Here is a 23,737-nt window from a genome sequence, read left to right as displayed (position 1 = left end):
CATCCGAAGCACAAGGAGCACCCCATGAACGCAGTAGCCACCAGGACCAACGAACTCACGACGCTCGAACGACGCGCCATGGCGACCATCAGCACGCCCGGCGGCGGCATGCTCATCGTCGCCGGTGACCAGCGCAACGGCATGAAGGCCGTCATGACGGATGCGCCGAACGGTGCAGCGGGCATCAGCAAGGACGAACTCGCCGACGCCAAGAGCGACCTCGTCCGCTTCCTCGGCAACCACGCCCCCGCCATCCTGCTCGACCCTGAGGTGGCACTGCCGCTCGTCGTCGACGAGCGCACGCTCTCGCGCACCACCGGTCTCGTGGTCGGCATGGACTCGTCCGGCTTCGACACCGAGAACGGCCTGCGCCGGACGAAGTACGTGCCCGGGATGGACGCACGACGCGTGCGCGAACTCGGAGGCGACGCCGCGAAGATGCTCTTCTACCTGCGCTCCGACCAGCGCGAGGCCGAGCAGGTCGTCATCGACGAGATCGCCCGCCTCGTCGCCGAATGCACCGCGGAAGGTGTTCTGCTCATCGTCGAGATCCTCGTCTACCAGCTCGAGGGCGAGAGCAACGAGGCGTACGCGGCGATCTTCCCCGAGCTCGTCCGCGGTGCCGCGGAGATCTCGGTCGAGGCGGGTTCCAAGGTTCTGAAGCTGCAGTACCCGGGCTCCGCCGAGGCGGCCGCCGCCGTGACCGAGGCCGCCGCCGGTGTCCCGTGGGCCGTGCTCTCCGCCGGCGTCGACCACGAGACCTTCGTCGGCCAGGTGCGCACCGCCGTCGAGAACGGCGCCGGTGGCGCGATGGCCGGTCGTTCGCTGTGGAAGGATAGCCTTTCGATCTCGTCCGCGAAGCGCGAGGAACTGCTCACGACCCGTGCGCTGCCCCGCCTGCGCGAACTGCAGCAGGTCATCGAGACCGCCCTCGCGGGCCGTTAGCGGAACGCGGGCGGTGGGCGAGACCCGCCGCCCGCGATCCACCCAACCGCGAACCACCGAGGAGCGCCCATGGCCACCATGCAGGACGTGGCGCAGCTCGCCGGAGTCAGCTCGAAGACGGTGTCCCGGGTGTTCAACGACGACCCGCACGTCCTGCCCGAGACCCGTACGCGGGTGGAGGAGGCGATGCGCGAGCTGAACTACGTGCCGAACGTCCTGGCGCGCACGTTCCGCAACGGCCGGTCGTCCTCCGTGGGGATCGCCGTCCCCGACGTCGTCGACCCCTTCTTCGCCGCGGTCGTCCGGGCCGTCGAAGAGGTGTGCTCGGTGAGCGGCATCACGACCCTCGTCACGAGCATCGGCGACGACCCGACGCGGGAGCGTGCCGTCCTCGACGCCCTGCTCCGCTCTCAGCTCATGGGGCTCGTCCTCGCACCCGTGGCCGAGGATCAGTCGTGGCTCGCGCCCTGGGCCGAGCACACGCCGATCGTCTTCGTCGACCGTGCGCCGGGTGGGCTCGACGCGGACAGCTTCGTGGAGGACGACCACCGCGGCGCCTACCTCGCCACACGACACCTGCTCGAGCACGGACACACCCGGGTCGCCTTCGTCGCCGACGAGGCGCACCCGCCGAGCACTCGCCGACGCCTCGACGGCTATCGTGCGGCCCTCGCCGATTCCGGGATCGCCGCCGACGACGCGTTGGTCAGCCTCCGGGCGACGGATCGGACCGCCGCTGCCGCAGTCGTCGACGAACTCACTGCCCTGGCCGTCCCGCCGACGGCCCTGTTCTCCGCGAACGCGCGCGTGACGATGGCGTCGGTCCCGGCACTGCGTCGCCGCGGCATCGCCTCCCTCGGCTTCGGTGACTTCCCGATGGCCGATCAGCTCGACCCCGCCGTCAGCGTCATCGAACAGGATCCGGCGAGGCTCGGACGCCTCGCCGCCACGCGAGCACTCGCGCGCTTCGGCGACGCCGAGGAGGAGCACGAGCGCAGCACGGTCGTACCGGTCGGGCTCCTGCTCCGCGAGTCCTGCGGCTGCCACCCGACCGCGATCGTCTGAGACGAGGAGGGCCGCGCAACCGGGTGCGGTTGAGGATCCCCCGGCCGACGGATGCATCGTCTCGGCCTCGTCCGTAGCGTTGGAGGTCAGCACGGAGTGATCGGGGGATCATCATGGAACGACCGCAGGACGACGTCGCATCGGGTACGACACCCACGGTTTGGGCGCCGCTGGAAGCGTCGGCCGGCAGCACACCAGGGGCGTCGATCGGGAGTGGGATGGGTGCACCGGCGCCGGCCGAACCGTTCCCGGCGCCCGCCGGACAGGCGGTGCTCGCCCGGCAACCGCAGACCCCGGCTGAACGTCAACGCCGTCGGAACCGGGACGTCGCGCCGATCGTGCCGACCAGGGTGCCGTGGTTCGCGGTCGCCGTGTTCAGCGTCCTGGCCGTCGGCCTCGCCTGGCTCGTCGCACTGCCGCTGTGGCTCTCGGGAGAGGGGCTCGCGAACCCGTCGTTCCAGCTGATCGCGCTCGGCATGATGTACACGCCGACCGTGGCGACGCTCGTCGTCGTGCTGTTCGTCGCGCGGCCCAAGAGCATCCCGCGGCTCCTCGGACTCGCACCGTTGCGTCCCCTCGGACGCACGCTCGGTCTGTGTGCCGCGGCGTTCGTCGGATTCCCGGTGCTGGCCTTCCTCTCGATGCTCCTCGGGCAGGCGATGGGACTCATCGACCTCGACCTCGTCGGGCTCTCCGGGCTGGAGGCAGTCGTCGCGGCATCCGGTGTGGAGGCCGTAGGCCCGGTCGATCTCACGACGATCGCCCTCGTCCAGATCCTCGTGCTGCCGGTCAGCATCATCGCGTCGTCGTTCGCGGCGTTCGGCGAGGAGCTCGGCTGGCGGGGCTGGTTGCTGCCGAACCTGCTGCCGCTCGGCACGTGGCCGGCGCTGATCGGCTCCGGCGTGCTCTGGGGGGTCTGGCACGCGCCGCTCATCCTGCTCGGCTACAACTACCAGCGCACGGATGCGCTCGGCCTGCTGCTCATGGTCGGCTGGTGCGTGCTGCTCGGCACGGTCATCGGTTGGTTGCGTCTGCGCTCGGCGTCGGTGTGGCCGGCGGTCATCGGTCACGGTGCCGTGAACGCGAGCGTGACGGCGTTCCTCATGTTCGCGACGCCCGAGAGCATGCAGAGCGGCGTCTTCGGCTCGCTGCTCGGGTGGTCCGGCTGGATCGTGCTCGGGGCGAGCGTCCTGGTGCTCATCGTCACCGGGCAGTTCGCGAAGCGGGCTGTGCCGGGGTTGCGCGGCTCCGAGGTGTGACACATGCATCCCGTGCATGGGTTCGGGCAGATCGGCAGGTTGTCCGACATGCGTCGACTTGATGCACTGGGACGATGATCGAACCCGAGTCGTCCGACATCTCGCCCCGCCCACGTGCTGCGCATGTGCGACGTCGACGCGGAGGACGGCCCTCGATCATGGTCAGCTCCCGGGTCCGGCGGCGCCGACTGGTCGTCGGGATCGCCGGTGGCCTCGTGCTCACACTGCTCGTCGGCCTCGGAGCGCTCGCGCTCAGGCTGCAGGGCAACATCAGCTCTGAGGCCATCGCCGCGCCGACGTCGACAGCGTCTGCGGCCGCTGCACTCGACGCACCGGACCCGGCGATGAACATCCTCCTGCTCGGCTCCGACAGCCGTGACCTCGCCGTCGGCGACTACGGAGAGGACACCGGCACGAAGCGGAGCGACGCCATGGTGCTCGTCCACGTGTCCGCGGGCAACACCCGCGCCGAGGCGGTCCAGATTCCGCGCGACACCCTGACCGATCTGTCGATGTGCACCGACAGCGGTCGGGGACTGCCGGACGACTACGGCATGGTGAACGGCGCCCTCAATTACGGCGCGGCATGCTCGGTCGCCGCTGTCCAGTCGATGAGCGGTGTGCAGATCGACCACTTCATCGAGCTCGACTTCAGCGGGTTCCAGACGATCGTGAACGCGATGGACGGCCTCGCCGTCTGCCTCCCGGACGACATGGAGGACCCGTACTCGAACCTGGCCCTGCCGGCGGGAGCGCAGATCATCGACGGCACGCAGGCGCTCGCCCTCGCCAGGACCCGGCACGCGGTCGGCGACGGCAGCGACATCTCCCGGCTCGGCAACCAGCAGATGGTGATGTCGGCGATCGTGCAGCGTGCGCTGAGCGCGGAGGTGCTCACCCGTCCGGACCGTCTCATCCGCTTCCTCGACGCCGTCACGTCCTCCCTCACGGTCGATACCGCGCTCGCGAACCTGGCGAGCCTGACCTCCCTCGCGCACCGCATGTCGCAGGTACCGACGGCGTCGATCACCTTCCTGACGATGCCGTGGACCGAGGCGCCGTCGGACGAGAACCGGGTGGTGCCGAGCGAGGACGCCGCGGTCGTCTTCGCGAGTCTCGCGGCGGACACCCCTGTGCCGATCGCGGGTGCTGCCGAGGCGGACCCCGTCGCTCCGGTGGAGCCGGTACGCGTCGAGGCGGTGAGCGTCCTGAACGGTTCGCAGACCGACGGTGTCGCGACGACGACAGCCGGCCAGCTCACCGCGCTCGGCTACGTCGTCGCGTCGATCGGCGACGCCGAGACGGACACCCCGACGACCGTCCTCCTCGCTCGCGACTCGGACGCCGCCCGGGCGACGGCAGCCTCGCTGGCCCAGGAGCTCGGCATCACGATCGTGATCAGTGGCGAGCCCGATGCGGACGCCGAGGACGTCGTCCTCATCATCGGCGACGACTTCGCCTCGCTCGGTGCTCCGGCACCCGCCGCGCAGGCGCCGGTCGAGGTCGAGTCGCGGAGTGCGGCGGCCGATCTCTGCGCTCGCTGAGTCGCCCGGAAACGCGCGAAAACCGGGTTGTTCGGGACCGTTTCGGGCGACTCAGTGGACGGCGAGCGCAAGGAAGGCGCTGATCGCGGGGACGTCGACCGCGTCACGACGGAGCAGCAACCCGATACTGCGCGTCACGGGGGCCTCGAACCGGCGGACCCTCGCACCGTTCGCCGCCGCCCAGTCCGCGAGTCGCTCGGGGACGACCGTGAGACCGACTCCGGCCGTGGCGAAGCGGGTGAGCGCGTCGCGCTGGGTCGTGACGATCACGCGCGGCGGTCGGACGCCGAACCGTGTGTAGGCCTCGTCGGTCACGGATCGCATCGAGGTGCCGCGGGGCAGCGTCACGAGCGTGTGGGCGCGGAGGTCCTCGGCCGTGACCGCCCCGTCGAGGTCGTCGTCGTCGGCGACACCCGGCAGGACCACCGCGAACGACTGCTCCTCCAACACCCGCACCTCGATGCCCGTACCGGCCGCCTCGACGTCCGCGACACCGATCTCGATGCGTCCGAGGTCGAGCGCCTCGATCAGTTCCGTCGAGTCGGCCGCACCGACGACCTCGATGCGGACATCGGGGTGGGCCTGATGGAACCTGGCGACGAGTTCGGGCACATGGGTGGCGACCAGGGACGGCAGCGCCCCGATCCGGAGGGTTCCGGTCGTGAGTTCCTGCTGCGACGCGACGAGGGTACGGAGTCCTTCCGCTTCCCGGAGCATCCGGCGGGCGGGTCCGAGGACCGAACGACCTGCGTCGGTGACCTGCATCCGGCGACCGACCCTGCTGAACAGGGTGAGGCCGAGTTCGGCTTCGCAGCGCTGGATGCGGCGCGTCAGCGAGGGCTGGGAGATGCGCAGGACGTCGGCGGCGGCCGCGTAGGAGCCGTAGTCGACGACGGCGACGATCGCCTCCAGCTGCTCCAGGTTCATCCCACCACGCTAGCCGCCGCCTGGGCTCAGAGCGCGCAGGCCTCGAACACGTGGTCCGGGTCGCCTGCCGGCGCGAGGTCGCGGTCGCGCAGGATCGTCGAGAACGGCACCTGCGGGTCGGCGCAGACGTCGGCGAAGGTGCCGCGCAGGTCGTCGGTGTACTCGATGTCGACCACGGCGTCGCCGTAGACGTCGGTGTAGCTTGCGCACTCGTCGAACCGCTGGCACTCCTCGGCGACGGCGAAGTCGAAACCGACCTCGTCGCGACCGCGCGTCCCGAGTTCTCCCGTGTTCTTCTGGCCGATGAGCAGGCCGGCGTCGTGCGCGATGTCGGCGTAACGGGTGGCGAGCGCCACCGCGTCGTCGACGGTGAGGCGACCGTCGCTCCGGGTGAACGAGTCGAGGTTGTCGATCTCGACCGCGTCGAACCCCGCGGTGGCGCAGGCGGTGATGCTCGCGCCGACGCGTTCGGCGATGCGTGCCCGCCGATCGTCGGTCGAGGCGTCGAAGATGAGTTCGTCCGGCCAGTTCTCGTCGATGATCGGGGTGCCGGCGGCGTCCACGAGCACGAGATCCGGTTCGGCGAGCCAAGCGTCCCGGTCGGCCGGCTGAGACTGGAAACCGTTGACGTAGCAGATGGAGTACAGCTCTGGGGCGGGGGTGTCGGTGCTGTCGCGGGCGACGCCGCCGACGCCTGGCGCCGGTTCGTAGCCGCCGCCGAGCTGGTAGTCGAACACGAGGTCGCCGGGGAACGCGCCGGCTGCAGCCGATGACGTCGGCACCGCCCGCTGCGTCGTCGGCGGGGTGGGGAAGGTCGAGCACCCGGCGAGGGTCGCGCCGAGCGCCAGCACCCCGAGGAGGGCGAGCAGGCGGACCGGGGCCGGACTGGTGCGGGGCATGCCTCCACCCTAGGGGTCGGGCCACCGAGCCCTTCCCGCTCCCGAGACGGGCCGACGGAAGCCTGCCGATCGAGCACTCGCCGGTGCGGACGTCGGGTTGCCGGTACCGTTGGAGGCATGAAGTATCTGGTGCTCTTCGGCGCGGGCGTCGCGCTCATCGTCCTCGGTGTCGTGTTCGCCCTCATCCTGGAGCTCCCGGTGCCGTTCCGCATCGCCGGTCTCGTGGCGATGATCCTCGGCACCGTCCTCATGGGTGTGAATGTCGGGTTGCAGTTCTTCGATCGTCGGAAGGATCGCGACCGCCGCCTCTGAGTCCGGTCTCCTCGACGCCCTGCCGTCGTCGCGCTGCTCGGGCTACCCTCGAAGCAGGCATCCGACCGCTGGGAGGCATCGTGGCACGCGCACTGTTCATCATCGACGTCCAGAACGACTTCACCGAGGGCGGTGCGCTCGGGGTCACCGGCGGTGAGGCCGTGGCCGCCGGCATCACGCGACTGCTCGCCGAGCACGGCGACGACTACGCCCACGTGTTCGCCTCCCGCGACTGGCACGACGCCGAGGGCGGCAACGACGGCCACTTCGCGACGGGGGAGCCCGACTACGAGACGAACTGGCCCGTCCACTGCGTCGCCGGCAGCGAGGGCGCCGAGTACCACCACGCGCTCGACACGACGCGGGTCGACACCCACATCCTCAAAGGACAGGGTGCGCACGGCTACTCCATCTTCGAGGGCGTGACGCCCGAGGGGCAGCACCTCACGGACGCGTTGACCGAGGCAGGCATCACCGACGTCGACATCGTCGGCCTCGCGACGGACTACTGCGTCCGGATCAGTGCGCTCGACGCGATCGAGCACGGTCAGCACGTGCGGATCCTGACGGCGCTCGTCGCGCCGGTCGATGCGGCAGCCGGAGACGCGGCGCTCGCCGAGATCGCCCATGCCGGCGGAATCCTGACCCCCGCCTGACTGTCTGGGGGTGTTCAGAATTCAGGGAATCTCCCCCCGGACGCCGCAGAATCGGGCGACTAGGCGCTCATTCGCCGACTTCTGCGCGGCACTCCCTGAATTCCGAACCGTCGAGAGATAGTAAGCTGGCTGCGTAATATCCGGGCAGGACGAGGACACGGGGCACGCATGACGCACGCACGGCACGGCGGAACACAGCGGACGACCGGGGCACCGCGCTGGTTGCGCATCCTCCTGCCCACGGTGCTGATCGTGCTGTGGTTCACGGCGGGATCCATCGGCGGCCCCTACTTCGGCAAGGTCAGCGAGGTCTCCACCAACGACCAGACGAGCTTCCTCCCCGCCAGCGCAGACGCCACCGAAGTGCAGGCTGCGCTCGACGGCTTCCGCGAGGGCGACGACATCCCGGCCCTCGTGCTCTTCACGAGCGCCGACGACATCACCGACACGCAGCGCGCCGGGATCGACGACGCTGTCGACGGCATCGCGGCGCTCGACGGCATCGCCGACGGCACCTCGCCGGCCATCCCCTCCGAAGACGGTCGAGCGATCGAGGTCTTCGTGCCGATCAGCGGAGACAGCGAGGTCGGGGACGTCGTCGAAGCGCTCCGAGCCCAGCTCGCAGACGCGGTGCCCGCCGGCGTCGACGTCTTCGTCACCGGCCCAGCAGGCTTCACCGCCGACCTCACCGACGCCTTCGCCGGCATCGACGGCATCCTGCTGCTCACGGCGCTCGCCGCGGTGTTCCTCATCCTCATCGTCGTGTACCGCTCGCCCGTGCTGCCGTTCCTCGTGCTCGGCACCTCCGTGTTCGCCCTCTGCACGGCCCTGCTCACCGTGTGGTGGCTGGCCAAGGCCGGTGTCGTGCTGCTCAACGGTCAGGTGCAGGGCATCCTGTTCATCCTCGTGATCGGTGCGGCCACCGACTACTCGCTGCTCTACGTCTCGAGGTACCGCGAGGCGTTGCGCGACCACGAGAAGCGCTGGGACGCGACGTGGGCGGCTCTCCGGGGTGCCTTCGAGCCGATCGTCGCCTCGGGCGGCACCGTCATCGCCGGTCTCCTCTGTCTGCTGTTGAGCGACCTCAACTCCAACAAGGCGCTCGGCCCCGTCGCCGCCATCGGCATCGTCTTCTCGGTGCTCGCGGCCCTCACCTTCCTGCCGGCCCTGCTGCTGGCCTGCGGACGCACGTCGTTCTGGCCGCTGCGGCCGAAGTTCGGGAGCGAGCACCGCGTGCACGCCTCCACGAGCGACGACGCCGCCGTTCCGACGACGGGACTCTGGGGTGCCATTTCGCGCCTCATCTCCCGTCACGCGCGCATCGTGTGGATCGGCAGCACGCTGTTGCTGCTGGTCGCGAGCCTCGGTGTCTTCCAGCTGAAGGCCGACGGTGTCGCCCAGAGCGACCTCATCCTCGGCACCTCGGAGGCTCGCGACGGTCAGGCCGCGCTCGGTGAGCACTTCCCGGCCGGTTCCGCCAGCCCCGTCTACGTCCTCACCGAGGAGTCCGACGCGGCGCAGGTCATCGGCGTCCTCGAGGACACACCGGGTCTCGACAGCGTCCAGGTCCTCTCGAACGACTCCGCGACCGGCACCGCCGACGCGACCGTGACCGACGGGGAAGCGGTCTTCACCGCTCCGGCCGCAGGCCCGCCCGGAACCCCGGCGGCGGCAGCCGAACCGACGGTGGACGGCGGACGGATCCTGCTGCAGGCGACGCTCGACGACGCCCCGGACTCCTCGGCCGCTGAGGCCACCGTGCGTCAGCTGCGCGCGGACCTCGTCGCCGCGGTCAGCACGCACACCCCGGTGGGTGGCGTCACCGCGACGGCGATCGACTCGAACGACGCTTCCATCCACGACCGCAACCTCATCATCCCCGTCGTGCTGGCGGTGATCCTGCTCATCCTCATGCTGCTCCTGCGTTCCGTCCTCGCGCCGGTGCTGCTGATCCTTAGCGTCGTCGTGTCGTTCGGTGCCGCCCTCGGAGTCTCGGCGCTCGTGTTCAACCACGTGTTCGGCTTCCCCGGGGCAGACCCGAGTGTGCCCCTGTACGGATTCGTGTTCCTCGTGGCGCTCGGCATCGACTACAACATCTTCCTCATGACGAGGGTGCGCGAGGAGTCGATGCGTGTGGGGACGCGGGCCGGTGTGCTTCGCGGCCTCGCGATCACGGGCGGAGTCATCACCTCGGCGGGTCTGGTGCTCGCGGCGACGTTCGCGGCGCTCGGGGTCATCCCGATCCTGTTCCTGGCGCAGATCGCCTTCATCGTCGCGTTCGGCGTGCTGCTCGACACGATCATCGTGCGGACGCTGCTCGTCCCAGCGCTCAGCCACGACATCGGCCAGGCGATCTGGTGGCCGTCGAAGCTCGCGAGAGGCCGCGTCGAACCCGAGCACGCGCACAAGCACGTCGCGTGACGATCGGATCGATGGGACGCGGTGGCTTCCTGGGTGGTCGCGTCCCCGTTGCCTGTCGGGCTGCACCGACGTCCCGGTCCAGAGCGTGTCGAGCGGCGGACTAGTCCTGCTCGGAGAGGAACGCCAGCACAGCGTCCTTGAACGCGCGTGACGACACCGCGTTGAAGTGTTCGCGTCCGGGGAGGCCGACATACCGAGCACCGGCGGCCTCCGCGAGGCGGCGGCTGCCGGCGGCCACCGCGTCGTCGTCGCCGGTGACGAGCAGCATGGGCACCGGCGGCACCACGTCGACGCTCGGCTGTGGCCCGCCGCGGAGGCCTTCGACCAGGGCGATCAGGGCACCGAGGTCGTTGCCGGGAATCCCCTCCGCCATCGTCACGTACGTCGAGGTCAGCGCGTCGGTGATCGTGTCGCCGGTGGTCACCCGGGCACGCGCGGCCGCGAGGTCGAAGTCGCGCAGCGAATCGCCCTCCGGCAGGCCGCCGAGGCTCAGCGTCCGGACGCGACCCGGATGCTGGACGCCGAGCCGCCAGCCGACACGTGACCCGAGCGAGTACCCGAGGTAGTGCGGTTCGTCGAAACCGTAGCCGTCGAGCACCGTGAGGACGTCGTCGACCAGGCCGTCGAGCCGGTACGCGGCCGGGTCGAGCGGCTTGTCGGAGGCGCCGTGCCCGCGTTGGTCGATGGTGAGCAGCCGGTACCCGGCGCGGGTGAGGGTGCGCGTCCAGCCCGCGAGATCCCAGTTCACGCCGGCACTCGATGCGAAGCCGTGGACGGCCACGATCGAGCCTCGTTCCTCGATGCCCGTGGCCGGCTCGTGCAGGTAGGTGGCGATACGGAGGCCGTCCGTCGACATCACGAAGGTGGGCGGCACGGCTGGGCTGGAGGGAAGCACGGATCCACGATAGCCGCGGCCGTGTGCTCTGGCGGCCGTCAGGTGGCGCTGACCGGCTGGGCTGCCTGAGACACCATCTCCGCGAGGTAGGGGGCGACCACGGTCGTCGAGATGCGGCAGTCGAGGAGCAGCACGCCGTGCGCACCGGTGCGCACCCAGTCCTCGAGTCCGACGAGGTCGTCGAGACTGTCGATCGTGAGGCCCTGCCCGCCGAGGGCACGCGCGACGGCTGCGAAGTCGACCTCGTCGATGAGCATGGGAGCGTTGTCGAGGCCGCGCGAGCCGTACTGGTGGATCTCCGCGCCGTAGGCGGCGTCGTTGAACACGATCACGACACCGCTCGGCACCGCGCGGATGACGGTGTCGAGGTCGGCGAGGGCCATGAGTCCGCCACCGTCGCCCGTGCAGAGCACCGTGGTCCCGCCCTGCGTTGCGGCGGCCGCACCGACCGCGCTCGGGAAGCCGAGCCCGATCGACTGGTAGGCGGTGCCGACCATGACGAGGCGATCGGGGGAGGGGATGTCGAAGTAGGTGGGAGCCCAGCCGATGAAGTGGCCGCCGTCCTGGACGACGGTGCGGTCGGGCGGCAGGAGTTCGTTCAGGCGATGCGCCAGGCTCCGTGGGTCGAGGCGGCCGTCGGTGGCACGAAGCGCGCCCGGGTGGCGGTCGAGGTGCGCGCGGGTGCGCACCGGGCCTGCGCTCGTGAACCATCCGGAGCCCGGGTGCTCGGCGAGACGATCGAGGAGGCCTGCGGCTGAGAGGGCGGCGTCGCCGCGGACGAGCTCGTCCACCCGGTGGTTCGTCGGGGCGTCCGAGACGTCGAGTTGGATGACGTGGGCGGCGGAGGCGAAGGTCTCGCCGAAGCGCATCGTGAACTGGTTGAGGCCAGCCCCTGCGACGAGGACGACGTCGGCCTCGGAGATGCGCTCTGCCGCGTGATCCGTTGCGAAGCCGCCCGCGACCCCGAGGTCGCGGTCACTCGCACCGAAGAGGCCGAGTCCGAGCGCCGTGGTCGCGGTGTACCCGTCCAGCCGCTCGGCCAGTGCACTGAGCGCGCCACCCGCGTCGGCGAGCCAGGCACCGCGCCCAGCGAGGATGAGCGGGCGTCGTGCGCCGCGGAGGGCAGCAGCGGCTGCGTCGAGCCTGCGGGCGACGGGCTCGACGCGAGCGGGACGGACGAGCGCGGGGTGGTAGGTGGTGCCGTCGGCGCGCAACGGTTCCTCGCTCGGCGCTGCGGCGAGGTCGTACGGGATCGCGAGCACCACGGCGGTGCGATGGTGCACCGCGTGTTCGATCGCCCGGACGGTGGTGGCCGTCGCGTCGTCGCGACCGACGGTGAAGGTCGCGGCGCCCAGTCCGGCGGCGATCTGGAACTGGTCGACGTCCCACGGGCGGGCGCCGGTCGTCGGGGCGTCGCCGACGACGAGCACGAGGGGGATCCGCGCCATGACGGCTTCGGCGAGCGGGGTCAGGGTGTTGGTGTACCCGGCGCCGTAGGTTGCCGTCGCTGCTGCGAGCCGGCCGCTCGTCCGGTAGTAGGCGTCAGCGGCCGCGACGCCGCCGGCCTCGTGGCGCATGGCGGTGAACCGGCTCCCCGTGGTCGCGAGGGCGTCGAGGAAGAACGCGTTGCCGTTGCCCATCACGCCGAAGACATCGGAGACGTGGCGGCTGAGGGCGCGGGCGACGCTCGCTGCGACGGTTCCGGCGGAGGGGGTCGACGCGGGGACGGTCGACGACGGGAGTGCGGGCATGATGATGACCTTCGAGAGCGGGACGGATGGGTTCCGTGTGTGTCTCGCCGGTGTCTGCCGCGCTATCGCCCTTTTTTCGAGCAACGACCCCGGTGCTGCAGGGTCTGACGAGCACACTCTACCTCGCGGTCGACCGTTGTGCACAGGGGCGGCGACTGTGCAGCCATGCCACATGCCCGACGCCTGCCGGACGTGACCGGTCCCGAGGCGGGCAGGCTCTTCGCATGACCACGATCGTGCAGGCTCATGCAGCCGAAGACCTCCTCGCCCTCGTCCCGCAGCTCGTCGGGTGCACCCCGACCTCGAGCCTCGTCCTCGTCCTCTTCGCCGGACGCAGCAGCAGCGGAGCACTCCGGATCGGCCTGCCTCGCGGCACGAAGATCGCCGAGGCTGGGGTGGAGGCCGTTGCGCAACGGGTCCTCGGGTTCGCCTGCCGGGCGCCGGGCGTCGATGCCGTCGTACCGGTGCTCTACACCGACGAACCGTTCGGCGCCCGAACAGACGGCGCCGGAGTGGTCGAGCCACCCGGCCGCGCCATCGTCCAGGCCGTCATCGCACTCGCTCGCCAGCACGGATTCGTCGTGAAGGACGCGCTGTGTTCCGCGACGGACGGTTGGGCGTCGTACTTCGACCCCGAGATCCCGGCTGGTGGGCGGTCGCTCTCGATCGTCGACTCGTCGCCACTGGCCGACGTCGTGGCCGTGCCCGACGAGCTCGTCACGGCGGCACTTCCGGAGGTGGAACCGGCCGAGCGCCGCGCCGTCGAACTCGCCCTCGACGAGATGTCGACGCAACTCGCGGCACTGCTCGAGTCGGCACGTGCGGAGCTGCCGTGCGCTCCGGGGTCGGTCCAGGTGGTCGAGCATCCGGGCGATATGCCGGAGTTCTTCGAGGTCGCGCTGAGGAACGGACCCGACGGGATGACGCCGGAGCGCCACGCGCTGCTGTTGCTCGCCGTGTCGCGTGCCTGGGCGAGCGACGTCGCTCTGATGCAGTGGGCGTTCGGTCCGGAACTCGGGCAGGAACTGGCCGATGCGGAGCACGACCAGGGGCATCGGTGCCTCGGCGACGGCGACGCGGAGGTGTTCCATCGCGTCGCGAGACTCCTCGTCGGGGACGGCCCCAGGCCGCACCTCGAGCGGGTCCACGCCGCGATCGCGCTGATGCGGGCCGTGGCCGCGCGTGCACCGGAGTCGCACCGCCACGCCCCACTGTGCATGCTCGCCTGGTTCAGCTGGGCACTCGGACAGAGCACCAGGGCACTCGCGTTCCTCGACCAGCTTCCGGCGGCGTCGCACGACGACGGCCTGGCACCCACCATCCGCGCGATGGTGGATCAGGGGCACCTCCCGGACTGGGTCTTCGCGGTCGTCTCAGACGACCGGAGCAGGGGAGCCGCCCTGCCGGGTCACCCTGCCGCGTGACGCTCGAGGAAGTCGTACACCTCGGAGTCGTCGACGCCGGGGAAGGTGCCGCTCGGCAGGGGAGACAGGATGTGCGTGTGGAGACGGGCGCTCGGCCACGCCTGCTCCCGCCACTTGTCTGCGAGCGTCGACGACGGACGCCGACAGCACTGCGGATCCGGGCAGGTCGAGACGGCCCGCGTCGTGGTCTCCCGTCCCCGGAACCACTTCGCCTCGCCCCAGGGGACACCGACGGAGATCGAGAACTCTCCGGCGTCGGTGGTGCCCGTCTGCGTGGCACACCAGAAGGTGCCCGCGGGCGTGTCGGTGTACTGGTAGAGCTCGGTCGTCCGGTTGGTGCGGTCGAAGGCGCTCCGGGCGCTCCACTTCCGACAGACGATCTGCCCCTCGACGGCTCCTGTCACGTCGACCGGCAGCGGGAGCTCATCGTTCTCGTAGGCTTTCGCGATGGCACCGTCCTCGGAGACACGGAGGAAGTGCAGCCGCATGTCGAGCTGCGTGGTGGCGAGGTTGGTGAGCCGGAGTGCCGCCGCCTCGTGGGTCACCCCGAACGCATCCCGGAAGTCCTCCACGGCCAGGTTCCGGTCGCGCTTGGCCTGCTGCAGGAACGCAACAGCGGCCGTCTGCGGCATGAGCGCTGCTGCCGCGAAGTAGTTGATCTCCAGACGTTGACGCAGGAACTCGGCGTAGCTCGTCGGGCGCTGGTGGCCGAGCAGGCGGTGCGCCATGGCCTGCAGCGCCATCGACCGCAGCCCGTGACCACCGGGGATCGAGGCCGGAGGGAGGTAGATCCTGCCGTTCTCCAGATCGGTGACACTGCGAGCCGAGTGCGGCAGGTCGTTCACGTAGATGAGATCGAAGCCGAGCTGCTCGGCCATGATGCTCACCGTGCGGTGCGTCAACGCCCCGGTGCTGTGTCCCGCCCGGAGCACGCGCGACTCGGCGAGTTCCTCGATCTCGGGGAGGTAGTTGTCGCGGGCACGCATCCACTCACGGAGCTCGGTGTTCGCCCGCCGGGCCTCCTCGGGCGTTGCGATCGCCTCGGTCGCGTGACGCTGCAGCTCTCGATGCAAGCCGACGAGGGCGCGCAGAGCATCGTCGGGGATGCCCTTGGACGGCTTCACGAGGGGAAGGGTGAGCTCGCCGTAGAGCGCACTGCGCTGCAGGCGGTCGAGTTCGATCTCGAGGGCCGCGCGCGGATTCGGCGCCTCCTTGGCGAGGAGGTCCGCCAACTCCACGCCCAGCGCGGCGGTGAGTTCTTGCAGCACCGACAGCTTCGGCTCGCGCTTCCCGTTCTCGATGAGCGACAGCTGGCTGGCGGCGATGCCGACGCGCTCGCCGAGCTCGTCGAGGGTGAGCCCCCGCTGGCTGCGGAAGTGGCGGATGCGGTGTCCGAGCGTCACGAGTTCGGCGGACGCGTGTGCAGACGGTGTCGGAGTCATTCCTTGACCATATCGAAAGATTTCCAATTCTTACCAGTCAATTTCTGAGAAAGAACGGTGGAAGAGGGCGCATCGTGGATTCAGGAGCACTTCTTGACAGTCCCACCAACGCCGGAGGAACGCATGTCCATCGCAGAGCTGACCACGAGTCCAGTCCCCGTCCCCACCTCCCGTCGCGCGCTGCGCGCCGTGCCCGTGGCGGCACCGACCGGGCTGGACGAGCTGCACGCCTGGGTCGACGAGCTCGCCGAGCTGTTGCAGCCCGCGGCGATCCACTGGGTCGACGGCTCCGCGAGCGAGTCCAATCAGTTGACCCGCGAGCTCGTCGCGCAGGGCAAGCTCATCAAGCTGAACCCCGAGTGGCGGCCCAACAGCTTCCTCGCCCGCAGCGACCCGCGCGACGTCGCGCGCGTCGAGGACCGCACCTTCATCTGCTCGGAGCAGGAGGAGGACGCCGGCCCGACGAACAACTGGCGCGAGCCGGGAGAGATGCGTGCCGAGCTGCAGGACGTCTTCGCCGGAAGCATGCGCGGACGCACGATGTACGTCGTGCCGTTCTCGATGGGTGCCGTCGGCGGTCCGCTCTCCCAGCTGGGTGTCCAGATCACCGACTCCGCGTACGCCGTGCTCAGCATGGGGATCATGACCCGCATGGGCGACCGCGTCCTCGACCTCATCGCCACCGGCGAGCCGTGGGTCCGCACCGTCCACTCGGTCGGAGCGCCGCTCGCCGAGGGCGAAGCGGACGTCGTGTGGCCCTGCAACGACACGAAGTACATCGTCCAGTTCCCCGAGACCCGCGAGGTGTGGTCCTTCGGCTCCGGGTACGGCGGCAATGCGCTGCTGGCCAAGAAGTGCTTCGCGCTCCGGATCGCGTCGGTCATCGGCCGCGACGAGGGCTGGCTCGCCGAGCACATGCTGCTCGTCCGGATCATCTCGCCGGAAGGCCGCGCCTTCCACATCGCCGCGGCATTCCCCTCGGCGTGCGGCAAGACGAACCTCGCCATGCTGCGCCCGACCATTCCCGGCTGGCGGGTCGAGACGCTCGGCGACGACATCGCCTGGATCCGTCGCGGCGAGGACGGCCGGTTGTACGCGATCAACCCGGAGGCTGGCTTCTTCGGTGTGGCCCCCGGCACCGGTGCCGGCACCAACGCGACCGCGGTGGAGACGCTGTGGGGCAACACCATCTTCACGAACGTCGCTCTGCGCGACGACGGCGACGTGTGGTGGGAGGGGCTGACCGACGAGGCGCCGTCACATCTCGTCGACTGGCAGGGCGAGGACTGGACGCCGGACTCCGGCCGGAAGGCCGCGCATCCGAACTCACGGTTCACGGTCTCGGCGGCGCAGTGCCCGTCGATCGCCGACGACTGGGACGGGGCCGACGGCGTGCCGCTCGACGCGATCCTGTTCGGCGGACGTCGCGCCACCAACGTCCCGCTCGTCGTCGAGGCGAGCAGCTGGGAGCACGGCGTGTTCATGGGCGCCACCATCTCGTCCGAGCAGACGGCCGCCGCTGAGGGCACGGTCGGTGAGCTGCGGCGCGATCCGTTCGCCATGCTGCCGTTCTGCGGCTACAACATGGCCGACTACTGGGGCCACTGGCTCCGTGTCGGCAGCACGTTGGAGCACGGCAAGGCACCGAAGATCTTCCAGGTGAACTGGTTCCGCAAGGATGCGGACGGATCGTTCCTGTGGCCGGGGTTCGGCGAGAACTCGCGCGTGATCGAGTGGATCGTCCGTCGCCTCGAAGACGAGACCTCCACCCGGGAGTCCGCGATCGGACGACTGCCGGTGCTCGACGAGCTGAACCTCGACGGAATCGATGTCCCGCAGGCCGACCTCGAGGCACTGTTCGCCGTGGACCGGGACTCGTGGCTCGCCGAGTGCGACCTCACCGAGGCGTTCTTCGACACCTTCGGCAGCCGTGTGCCAGCCGCCTTGCGCGCCGAGCTGGCAGCGCTGCGCTACCGTCTCCGCGACTGACGCCCGTTCGCCCACTGGCGGGCGAACGGGCGTCAGTCCTAGACGAGGAGCTGGTGCTTCGCGAGTTCGCGGTAGAGCGGCACAGCGGCGACGAGCTCGCTGTGGGTGCCGACGCCGACGACCTGGCCCTCCTCGAGGACGACGATCTGGTCGCTGTCGACGACGGTGGAGAGCCTGTGGGCGATGACGATGAGCGTACGATCGGTGGCCACAGCGTCGATGGCCTCGCGCATCATCTGCTCGTTGACCCCGTCGAGGCTCGAGGTCGACTCGTCGAGGAGCAGGATCGGGGGAGCGGCGAGCAGTGCGCGCGCGATCGCGAGCCGCTGACGTTCGCCACCGGAGAGCATGATGCCGTCCTCGCCCACGGGCGCTGCGAGGCCGAGCGGGTTGCGGTCGAGGACCGCACCGAGGTTCACCGCGTGGAGCACTCGCTCGCACTCGGCATCCGTCGCCTCGGGCGATGAGAGCAGGAGGTTGTCGCGGAGGGTTCCGGCGAGCACCGGTGCATCCTGCTCGACGTAGCCGATCTGGCCACGCAGCTCCTCGCGGGGGATCGTGCGGATGTCGACCCCGCCGAGCCGGATCGCTCCGGCCGTGGGGTCGTAGAAGCGCTCGATGAGGCCGAGGATCGTGCTCTTGCCGGCCCCGGACGGACCGACGAGCGCGGTGCGCTGTCCGTGCATCGCCGCGAAGGACACGCCGCGGAGCACCTGACGGCCGGCCGAGGACGAGGCCTCGGCGAGTCGGGCGGCGTCCGCCGCGACGGCCTCGGGGCTGCGTGCGGAGTCGCTCAACGCATCGGCGGCGAGGGCTTCGGCGGCGGCCCGCTCCCGTTCGGCGACCGCAGCGTCGGGATAGGCGAACTCGACGCCGTCGAACTGGATCGACGGTGCCTCGGCGGACGCCGTACCGGGGGAGGCGACCCGGGCACTGATGGCGGCGTCGTCGTCGCCCTCGTCGGGCAGGTCGAGGATCTCCTGGATGCGTCCGAGCGCTCCGAGGGCCTGGTTGACGCTCGTGATCGCGCCGAAGGCCTGGCCGAGCGGCATGATCATCATGAACAGGAAGAGGATGAACGCGACGAGGTTCGCGATCGTGATCGCGCCGGACGCGACGCGGAAACCGCCGACGCCGAGCACGACGAGGAACGAGGTCTGCATCGCGATGCCCGCGACGGGCACGACGAGCGACGAGATCTTCGCGATCCGCACACCGACGCCGTACACCTCCTTCGCGACGCCGTCCACGGACGCGATCTCGCGGTCGGTCGCATTGGAGGCGCGAATGGTGCGGATGGAGCTGATCGCGCGTTCGACCGCTGCCGCGAGTTCGCCGACCTTCGTCTGCTGCTGCCGGCTCGCGACGCGGATACGACCGCTGAGCGCGACGACCACCACGACCGACACGATGACGACGAGCAGGGTCAAGCCGAGCAGCACCGGGTCGATGATCGCCATGGCGATGAGCGCGCCGAGGAAGGTGATCGCACCACCGACGGCGTCGACGAAGCCCTGCGTCAGGACGGCGTAGAGCATCGTGGTGTCGCTGCCGACGCGGGAGACGAGGTCGCCCGTGCGGCGGGTGTCGAACTGGCTGATCGGGAGGCGGAAGATCCGCGCGATGAGCTGGCGCCTGGAGGAGTAGACGACGCCGGTGCCGGCCCGCTGCAGCAGGTAGTGCTGGTAGCCGCTGATGATGCCGGACACGACCACGAGGCCGACGAGGAGCCACGCGAGGTTGCCGAGGGACTTCCCGGCCTCGACGATGCCGATCACCTGGCTCACGATGAGCGGCTGCGCGAGCGAGGCTGCAGCACCGATGATGCTCAGGATGACGACGACGATGAGGATCGAGCGGTGCTCGAAGATGTAGGGCAGGAGCTGCTTGAGGCTCGCGCGGGGACCGTCGTCCTTGGGGCGGCTGAACGGGTTGCGGCTCCGGGGCGTGGACGCAGAGGTGCTCATCGTGCTCTTCCTGTGTGGTGCCGTACCCGGGCCAGGAGACGTCCGTGGCCGGTCGTGGCACAGCGCCTTCCACTCTAGGCGACGCCTGCCTGGGTACGAGCCCGAGTGCAGGGCAACACCCGGTGAGACGGCGAGGGCCGATGCACGGAGGATTCCTCCGCGCACCGGCCCGCGGCGACGCGGTGACTCAGGCGTCGATGTCGATGTCCTTGGTCTCCTTCGAGACGATCAGTGCGATGAGCGTGAGCACGGCCATCACGGAGAGGTACACGCCGACCCAGAACGGGCTGCCGCCGCCGGCACTCCACAGTGCGACGGCGATGAACGGGGCCACCGCGGCTCCGAGGATCGACGACACGTTGTAGGAGATCCCGGACCCGGTGTAGCGGACGTTCGTCGGGAACAGCTCGGGCAGGAGTGCGCCCATCGGGCCGAAGGTGAAGCCCATCAGGCTGAAGCCGATGATCAGCCAGATCATGACGCCTGCGAAGCCGGCTCCGAGGAGCGGCACCCAGACGAGACCGAAGAGGATGATCGCCGAGGTGACGACGATGAGCGTCTTGCGGCGTCCGTACCGGTCGGCGAGCGGACCCGAGACGAGGGTGAAGATCCCGAAGAACACGACGCCGGCGATGAGCATGAGCACGAAGGTCGTGTAGCTGTAGCCGAGGCCGGCGACCGGGGCGTCGAGCGGCGCACGGCCGTAACTCAGGGAGAACGTCGTCATCAGGTAGAAGAGCACGTAGGTGGCGAGCATGAAGAAGGTGCCGAGGATGAGCTTCCGCCAGTGCAGCTTGAAGACGCTGACGAGCGGGGTCTTCTGGACCTTGCCCTGCTCCTTCGCGTTCGTGAACGCGCTGCTCTCGACGAGGCGCAGACGCACCCAGAGTCCGACGATCACCATGACGACGGAGAACAGGAAGGGGATTCGCCAGCCCCATTCGAGGAAGGCCTCGGAGGGCATCGACGGGTCGTCGCTCGGGAGGATCGCGGCGATGATGAGGAAGAGGCCGTTGGCGATGATGAAGCCGATCGGCGCACCGAGCTGCGGGAACGTGCCGAACAGGGCGCGCTTGCCCTTCGGCGCGTTCTCGGTGGCGACGAGTGCAGCACCGGACCATTCGCCGCCGAGCGCGAAGCCCTGGCCGATGCGGAGGATCACGAGCAGCAGCGGGGCGACCCAGCCGACCATCTGGTAGGTCGGCAGGACGCCGATGAGGAAGGTCGCGATGCCCATGGTGAGCAGTGCGCCGACGAGGGTCGCCTTGCGGCCGCGTTTGTCACCGAGGTGTCCGAAGATGACGGCACCCACGGGGCGCGCGACCATCGCGGCGCCGAAGACGGCGAACGATGCGAGGAGGCCGGTCGTGGGGTCTTCGCTCGGGAAGAAGAGGTGCGGGAAGACGAGGACTGCGGCCGTGGCGTAGACGTAGAAGTCGTAGAACTCGATCGTCGTGCCGATGAGGCTGGCGAGGACGACTCGGGACCGCGGGTTGACCGGGGCGGTGGTGGCAGGTGTTGCTTCGAGAGACATGCGTGCGCGTTTCGGTTCGATGGTGGATGCCGTCGAGGCATCAGCACCGGTCACGCACGCCCGCCGACGACAGCAGGATCAAGATGTGGGCCCGCTTGTGGCAGGACCCTGACACTGTACGCCGAACCGCGGCATTCCGGTATTCCTGGCACCGCCGGTGGACGTATGCCGGATTCGGAATGCCGCGGCGAACGGCTTAGCCGCGCAGTTCGCGGAGGAGCACGGCGGTGGCGACGGCGGCGTCTGCGGCCTCGGCACCCTTGTCCTCCTTGGAGCCGGGAAGGCCGGCCCGGTCGAGGCCCTGCTTCTCGTCGTCGAGCGTCAGGACACCGAAGCCGACGGGCTTGCCGGTCTGGATGCTGACGTTCGTGAGGCCGCTCGTCGCCGCGTCCGAGACGTACTCGAAGTGCGGCGTACCGCCACGGATGATGACGCCGAGTGCCACGACCGCGTCCGCACCGGCCTCGAGTGCGGCTTTGGAGGCGACCGGCAACTCGAAGCTGCCGGGCACCCGCACGAGCCGGTGGTTCGCTCCGCTCGCGTCGAGTGCCTTCACCGCGCCGGCGATGAGGCCGTCGGTGATGGTCTCGTGCCACGTGCCGGCGATGATGACGATGTCGAGGCCGGTGCCGTCGACGGTGATGGTGGGGGATCCTTCGCCGCTCATGCGGTCTCCTTCGTTCGTTCCCCGATCGTGTCGAGGGCTGGTGCGCCTACTGGTGAGGCTGGTTCTCGGGTTCCGGCTGTGCTTCGAGGTCGAAGCCGATGCTGTGGCCCATGCGGTCCCGCTTCGTCTCGAGGTAGCCCTCGTTGAAGAGGCCGACGCCCACGATCAGCGGCACCCGCTCGCTCACGGCGATGCCGTGTGCGGTCAGCTGTCGCTCCTTCTCGGGGTTGTTCGACAGGAGTCGGACCGAGGTGATCCCGAGGTCGGTGAGGATCGCGCTGGCCGCCGTGTAGTCGCGGGCGTCGGCCGGGAGACCGAGCGCGATGTTCGCGTCGAGCGTGTCGAGGCCGTCCTCCTGCAGTCGGTAGGCGCGGAGCTTGTTGATGAGCCCGATGCCCCGCCCCTCGTGTCCGCGGAGGTAGATCACGACGCCGCCGTGCCGTTGGATGGTGTCGAGCGCGCTGTCGAGTTGCGGACCGCACTCGCACTTGAGTGAGCCGAACGCCTCGCCCGTCAGGCACTCGGAGTGCACCCGTACGAGTGATCCGGTCGGCTGGGGGTCGCCGGCGATGATCGCGACGTGGTCGGCGCCGGTGCGGCGGTCGCGGTAGGCGCGCAGTCGGAACGATCCGTGGGTGGTCGGCACGGTCGTCTCGACCTCGAAGGAGACGTTCGACGACTCGGGGATGACCGCCTGCGGGCCCCGAGACCGGGTGCAGACGGCTGCCGCGTCCGGGTTCTCCTCGAGGAAGGCGACGAGGGCGGCGATCGTGGTGACGAGCACCCCCTCTCGTTCGCCCAGTTCGATGAGCCCGGGGAGGCGCATCATCTCCCCGTCGTCGGCGACGATCTCGGAGATCGCGCCGACAGGCACGAGGCCGGCGAGCTTCAGCAGGTCGACCGCCGCCTCCGTGTGGCCGTCGCGCTCGCGCACGCCGCCGTCGACGGCACGGAGCGGCACGATGTGGCCGGGACGTGACAGCTTGGACGGCGTGGATGCCGGGTCGGCGAGGACGCGGAGCGTGTGGGCGCGATCGGCGGCGCTGATGCCGGTGCTGAGGCGGTCGGCGGCGTCGACGGTGACCGTGTAGGCGGTGCCCCGGGCGTCCTCGTTGACCGCGACCATCGGCGGCAGCGCGAGGCGGTCGGCGATCTCGTTGGTCATGGGCGCGCAGATGAACCCCGAGGAGTGCTTGACCGTCCAGGCGATCCACTCCTGCGTCGCCGACTCCGCGGCGAGGATGACGTCACCCTCGTTCTCGCGGCCTTCGTCGTCGGCCACGATGACCGGCTTGCCCTGGCGGAGGGCGTCGAGCGCCTCCGGGATGCTGGCGATGCTCATGCGTTGCCCCTTCCGGTGGCGGTGGTGCCGACCGGACCAGCGGAGTGCGGGTCCTGGTCGATGCTGCTGGCGATGTCGAGGTGGTCGTTGCGGCTGAAGGCGAGCATGCGCTCGACGTGCCGGGCGAGGATGTCGGTCTCGAGGTTGACGCGGTCTCCGGGGACGCGGACGCCGAGTGTGGTCGCTTCGAGTGTTTCGGGGATCAGAGAGACCTCGAACCACGGTTCGGCCGCGTTCGGTTCGCTGATCGCGCTCACGGTCAGGGAGACGCCGTCGACGGTGATCGAGCCCTTATCGACGACGAGCGGGGCGAGGGAGTCCGGGAGGGAGACGCGGACGACGCGCCAGGCCTCGCCGGGCACGGTCGCGAGGATCCGACCGGTGCCGTCGACATGGCCCTGCACGATGTGGCCGCCGAGCCGGTCGCCCACGCGGGCGGCGCGTTCGAGGTTCACCCGCGAACCGACGGTCGCGGCATCGAGCGAGGACATCCGGAGGGTCTGCGCCATCACGTCCGCCGTGAAGCTGTCGTCGGTCTGCTCGACGACGGTGAGGCAGACACCGCTGACGGCGATCGAGTCGCCGTGGCGGGTGCCTTCGAGCGCGAGGGGGCCGCGGATGGTGAAGCGCGCGGACGCCTCGCCATGCTCGATGGCGATGATGGAGCCGAGTTCTTCGATGATTCCCGTGAACATGCG

General features: G+C 69.9%; 19 protein-coding genes. 9 read left to right on the top strand and 10 right to left on the bottom strand.

Annotated elements, in window-relative coordinates:
- Positions 1 to 24 precede the first annotated feature (24 nt).
- The 4 genes from KXS11_RS15100 to KXS11_RS15085 all read left to right on the top strand — a co-directional run bounded on the left by KXS11_RS15100 (position 25) and on the right by KXS11_RS15085 (position 4,813).
- Positions 25 to 945, top strand: coding sequence for a hypothetical protein (locus tag KXS11_RS15100; RefSeq protein ID WP_437386432.1), 921 nt, complete (start codon positions 25 to 27; stop codon positions 943 to 945).
- Between the two features lie 69 nt (positions 946 to 1,014).
- On the top strand, positions 1,015 to 2,010 hold the full coding sequence (locus KXS11_RS15095) for a LacI family DNA-binding transcriptional regulator (RefSeq protein ID WP_437386431.1): 996 nt from the start codon (positions 1,015 to 1,017) through the stop codon (positions 2,008 to 2,010).
- Between the two features lie 113 nt (positions 2,011 to 2,123).
- The gene (locus tag KXS11_RS15090) at positions 2,124 to 3,269 is read left to right on the top strand and encodes a CPBP family intramembrane glutamic endopeptidase (RefSeq protein ID WP_437386429.1); all 1,146 of its coding nucleotides are present in this window, start codon (positions 2,124 to 2,126) and stop codon (positions 3,267 to 3,269) included.
- Positions 3,270 to 3,427: 158 nt separating this feature from the next.
- The gene (locus tag KXS11_RS15085) at positions 3,428 to 4,813 is read left to right on the top strand and encodes an LCP family protein (RefSeq protein ID WP_437386427.1); all 1,386 of its coding nucleotides are present in this window, start codon (positions 3,428 to 3,430) and stop codon (positions 4,811 to 4,813) included.
- Positions 4,814 to 4,864: 51 nt separating this feature from the next.
- Here KXS11_RS15085 and KXS11_RS15080 read toward each other — a convergent pair whose 3' ends face one another.
- Positions 4,865 to 5,740 (bottom strand): LysR family transcriptional regulator, encoded by an 876-nt coding sequence (locus KXS11_RS15080; protein WP_437386426.1) that lies wholly within the window; start codon positions 5,738 to 5,740, stop codon positions 4,865 to 4,867.
- 26 nt (positions 5,741 to 5,766) lie between these two features.
- On the bottom strand, positions 5,767 to 6,639 hold the full coding sequence (locus KXS11_RS15075; RefSeq protein ID WP_437386425.1) for an endo alpha-1,4 polygalactosaminidase: 873 nt from the start codon (positions 6,637 to 6,639) through the stop codon (positions 5,767 to 5,769).
- 117 nt (positions 6,640 to 6,756) lie between these two features.
- Between KXS11_RS15075 and KXS11_RS15070 the strand changes: the two genes are divergently transcribed.
- The 3 genes from KXS11_RS15070 (at position 6,757) to KXS11_RS15060 (ending at position 10,028) form a co-directional block, all read left to right on the top strand.
- Entirely contained in the window at positions 6,757 to 6,951 is a 195-nt protein-coding gene (locus tag KXS11_RS15070) for a hypothetical protein (protein ID WP_437386424.1), read from the top strand.
- Between the two features lie 80 nt (positions 6,952 to 7,031).
- On the top strand, positions 7,032 to 7,607 hold the full coding sequence (locus KXS11_RS15065) for an isochorismatase family protein (protein WP_437386422.1): 576 nt from the start codon (positions 7,032 to 7,034) through the stop codon (positions 7,605 to 7,607).
- Between the two features lie 168 nt (positions 7,608 to 7,775).
- Entirely contained in the window at positions 7,776 to 10,028 is a 2,253-nt protein-coding gene (locus KXS11_RS15060; RefSeq protein WP_437386421.1) for an MMPL family transporter, read from the top strand.
- A gap of 100 nt (positions 10,029 to 10,128) precedes the next feature.
- Here the strand turns inward: KXS11_RS15060 and KXS11_RS15055 are convergent, their stop codons facing one another.
- Positions 10,129 to 10,923, bottom strand: coding sequence for an alpha/beta fold hydrolase (locus KXS11_RS15055; protein WP_437386420.1), 795 nt, complete (start codon positions 10,921 to 10,923; stop codon positions 10,129 to 10,131).
- Between the two features lie 38 nt (positions 10,924 to 10,961).
- The gene (locus tag KXS11_RS15050; protein WP_437386419.1) at positions 10,962 to 12,674 is read right to left on the bottom strand and encodes a thiamine pyrophosphate-binding protein; all 1,713 of its coding nucleotides are present in this window, start codon (positions 12,672 to 12,674) and stop codon (positions 10,962 to 10,964) included.
- 224 nt (positions 12,675 to 12,898) lie between these two features.
- Between KXS11_RS15050 and KXS11_RS15045 the strand changes: the two genes are divergently transcribed.
- Positions 12,899 to 14,098: a DUF4192 family protein gene (locus tag KXS11_RS15045; RefSeq protein ID WP_437386418.1), complete on the top strand. Its 1,200-nt coding sequence runs from the start codon at positions 12,899 to 12,901 to the stop codon at positions 14,096 to 14,098.
- On the opposite strand, the gene KXS11_RS15040 is transcribed toward KXS11_RS15045, so the two are convergent.
- Positions 14,083 to 15,540: a helix-turn-helix domain-containing protein gene (locus KXS11_RS15040; RefSeq protein ID WP_437386417.1), complete on the bottom strand. Its 1,458-nt coding sequence runs from the start codon at positions 15,538 to 15,540 to the stop codon at positions 14,083 to 14,085. The genes KXS11_RS15045 and KXS11_RS15040 overlap by 16 nt on opposite strands.
- A 123-nt stretch (positions 15,541 to 15,663) precedes the next feature.
- On the opposite strand from KXS11_RS15040, the gene KXS11_RS15035 reads away from it, so the two are divergent.
- A complete protein-coding gene (locus KXS11_RS15035) occupies positions 15,664 to 17,529 on the top strand; it encodes a phosphoenolpyruvate carboxykinase (GTP) (protein WP_437386416.1) in 1,866 nt (621 codons plus the stop codon).
- A 38-nt stretch (positions 17,530 to 17,567) separates the two neighbouring features.
- Here KXS11_RS15035 and KXS11_RS15030 read toward each other — a convergent pair whose 3' ends face one another.
- The 5 genes from KXS11_RS15030 to KXS11_RS15010 form a co-directional block, all read right to left on the bottom strand.
- Positions 17,568 to 19,496, bottom strand: coding sequence for an ABC transporter ATP-binding protein (locus tag KXS11_RS15030; protein WP_437386415.1), 1,929 nt, complete (start codon positions 19,494 to 19,496; stop codon positions 17,568 to 17,570).
- 187 nt (positions 19,497 to 19,683) lie between these two features.
- Positions 19,684 to 21,030, bottom strand: coding sequence for an MFS transporter (locus KXS11_RS15025; RefSeq protein WP_437386414.1), 1,347 nt, complete (start codon positions 21,028 to 21,030; stop codon positions 19,684 to 19,686).
- Between the two features lie 196 nt (positions 21,031 to 21,226).
- Positions 21,227 to 21,697, bottom strand: a complete 471-nt coding sequence (ribH, locus tag KXS11_RS15020; RefSeq protein WP_437386413.1) for a 6,7-dimethyl-8-ribityllumazine synthase — start codon at positions 21,695 to 21,697, stop codon at positions 21,227 to 21,229.
- Positions 21,698 to 21,743: 46 nt separating this feature from the next.
- A complete protein-coding gene (gene ribA, locus KXS11_RS15015; RefSeq protein ID WP_437386412.1) occupies positions 21,744 to 23,039 on the bottom strand; it encodes a GTP cyclohydrolase II in 1,296 nt (431 codons plus the stop codon).
- Positions 23,036 to 23,734, bottom strand: a complete 699-nt coding sequence (locus KXS11_RS15010; RefSeq protein WP_437386411.1) for a riboflavin synthase — start codon at positions 23,732 to 23,734, stop codon at positions 23,036 to 23,038. The genes ribA and KXS11_RS15010 overlap by 4 nt, the downstream gene beginning before the upstream one ends.
- Positions 23,735 to 23,737: the final 3 nt, after the last annotated feature.

This window comes from Plantibacter flavus, from assembly GCF_051487245.1.
Lineage (GTDB): Bacteria > Actinomycetota > Actinomycetes > Actinomycetales > Microbacteriaceae > Plantibacter > Plantibacter flavus_B.
This window is presented reverse-complemented; position numbering and strand designations above follow the sequence as displayed.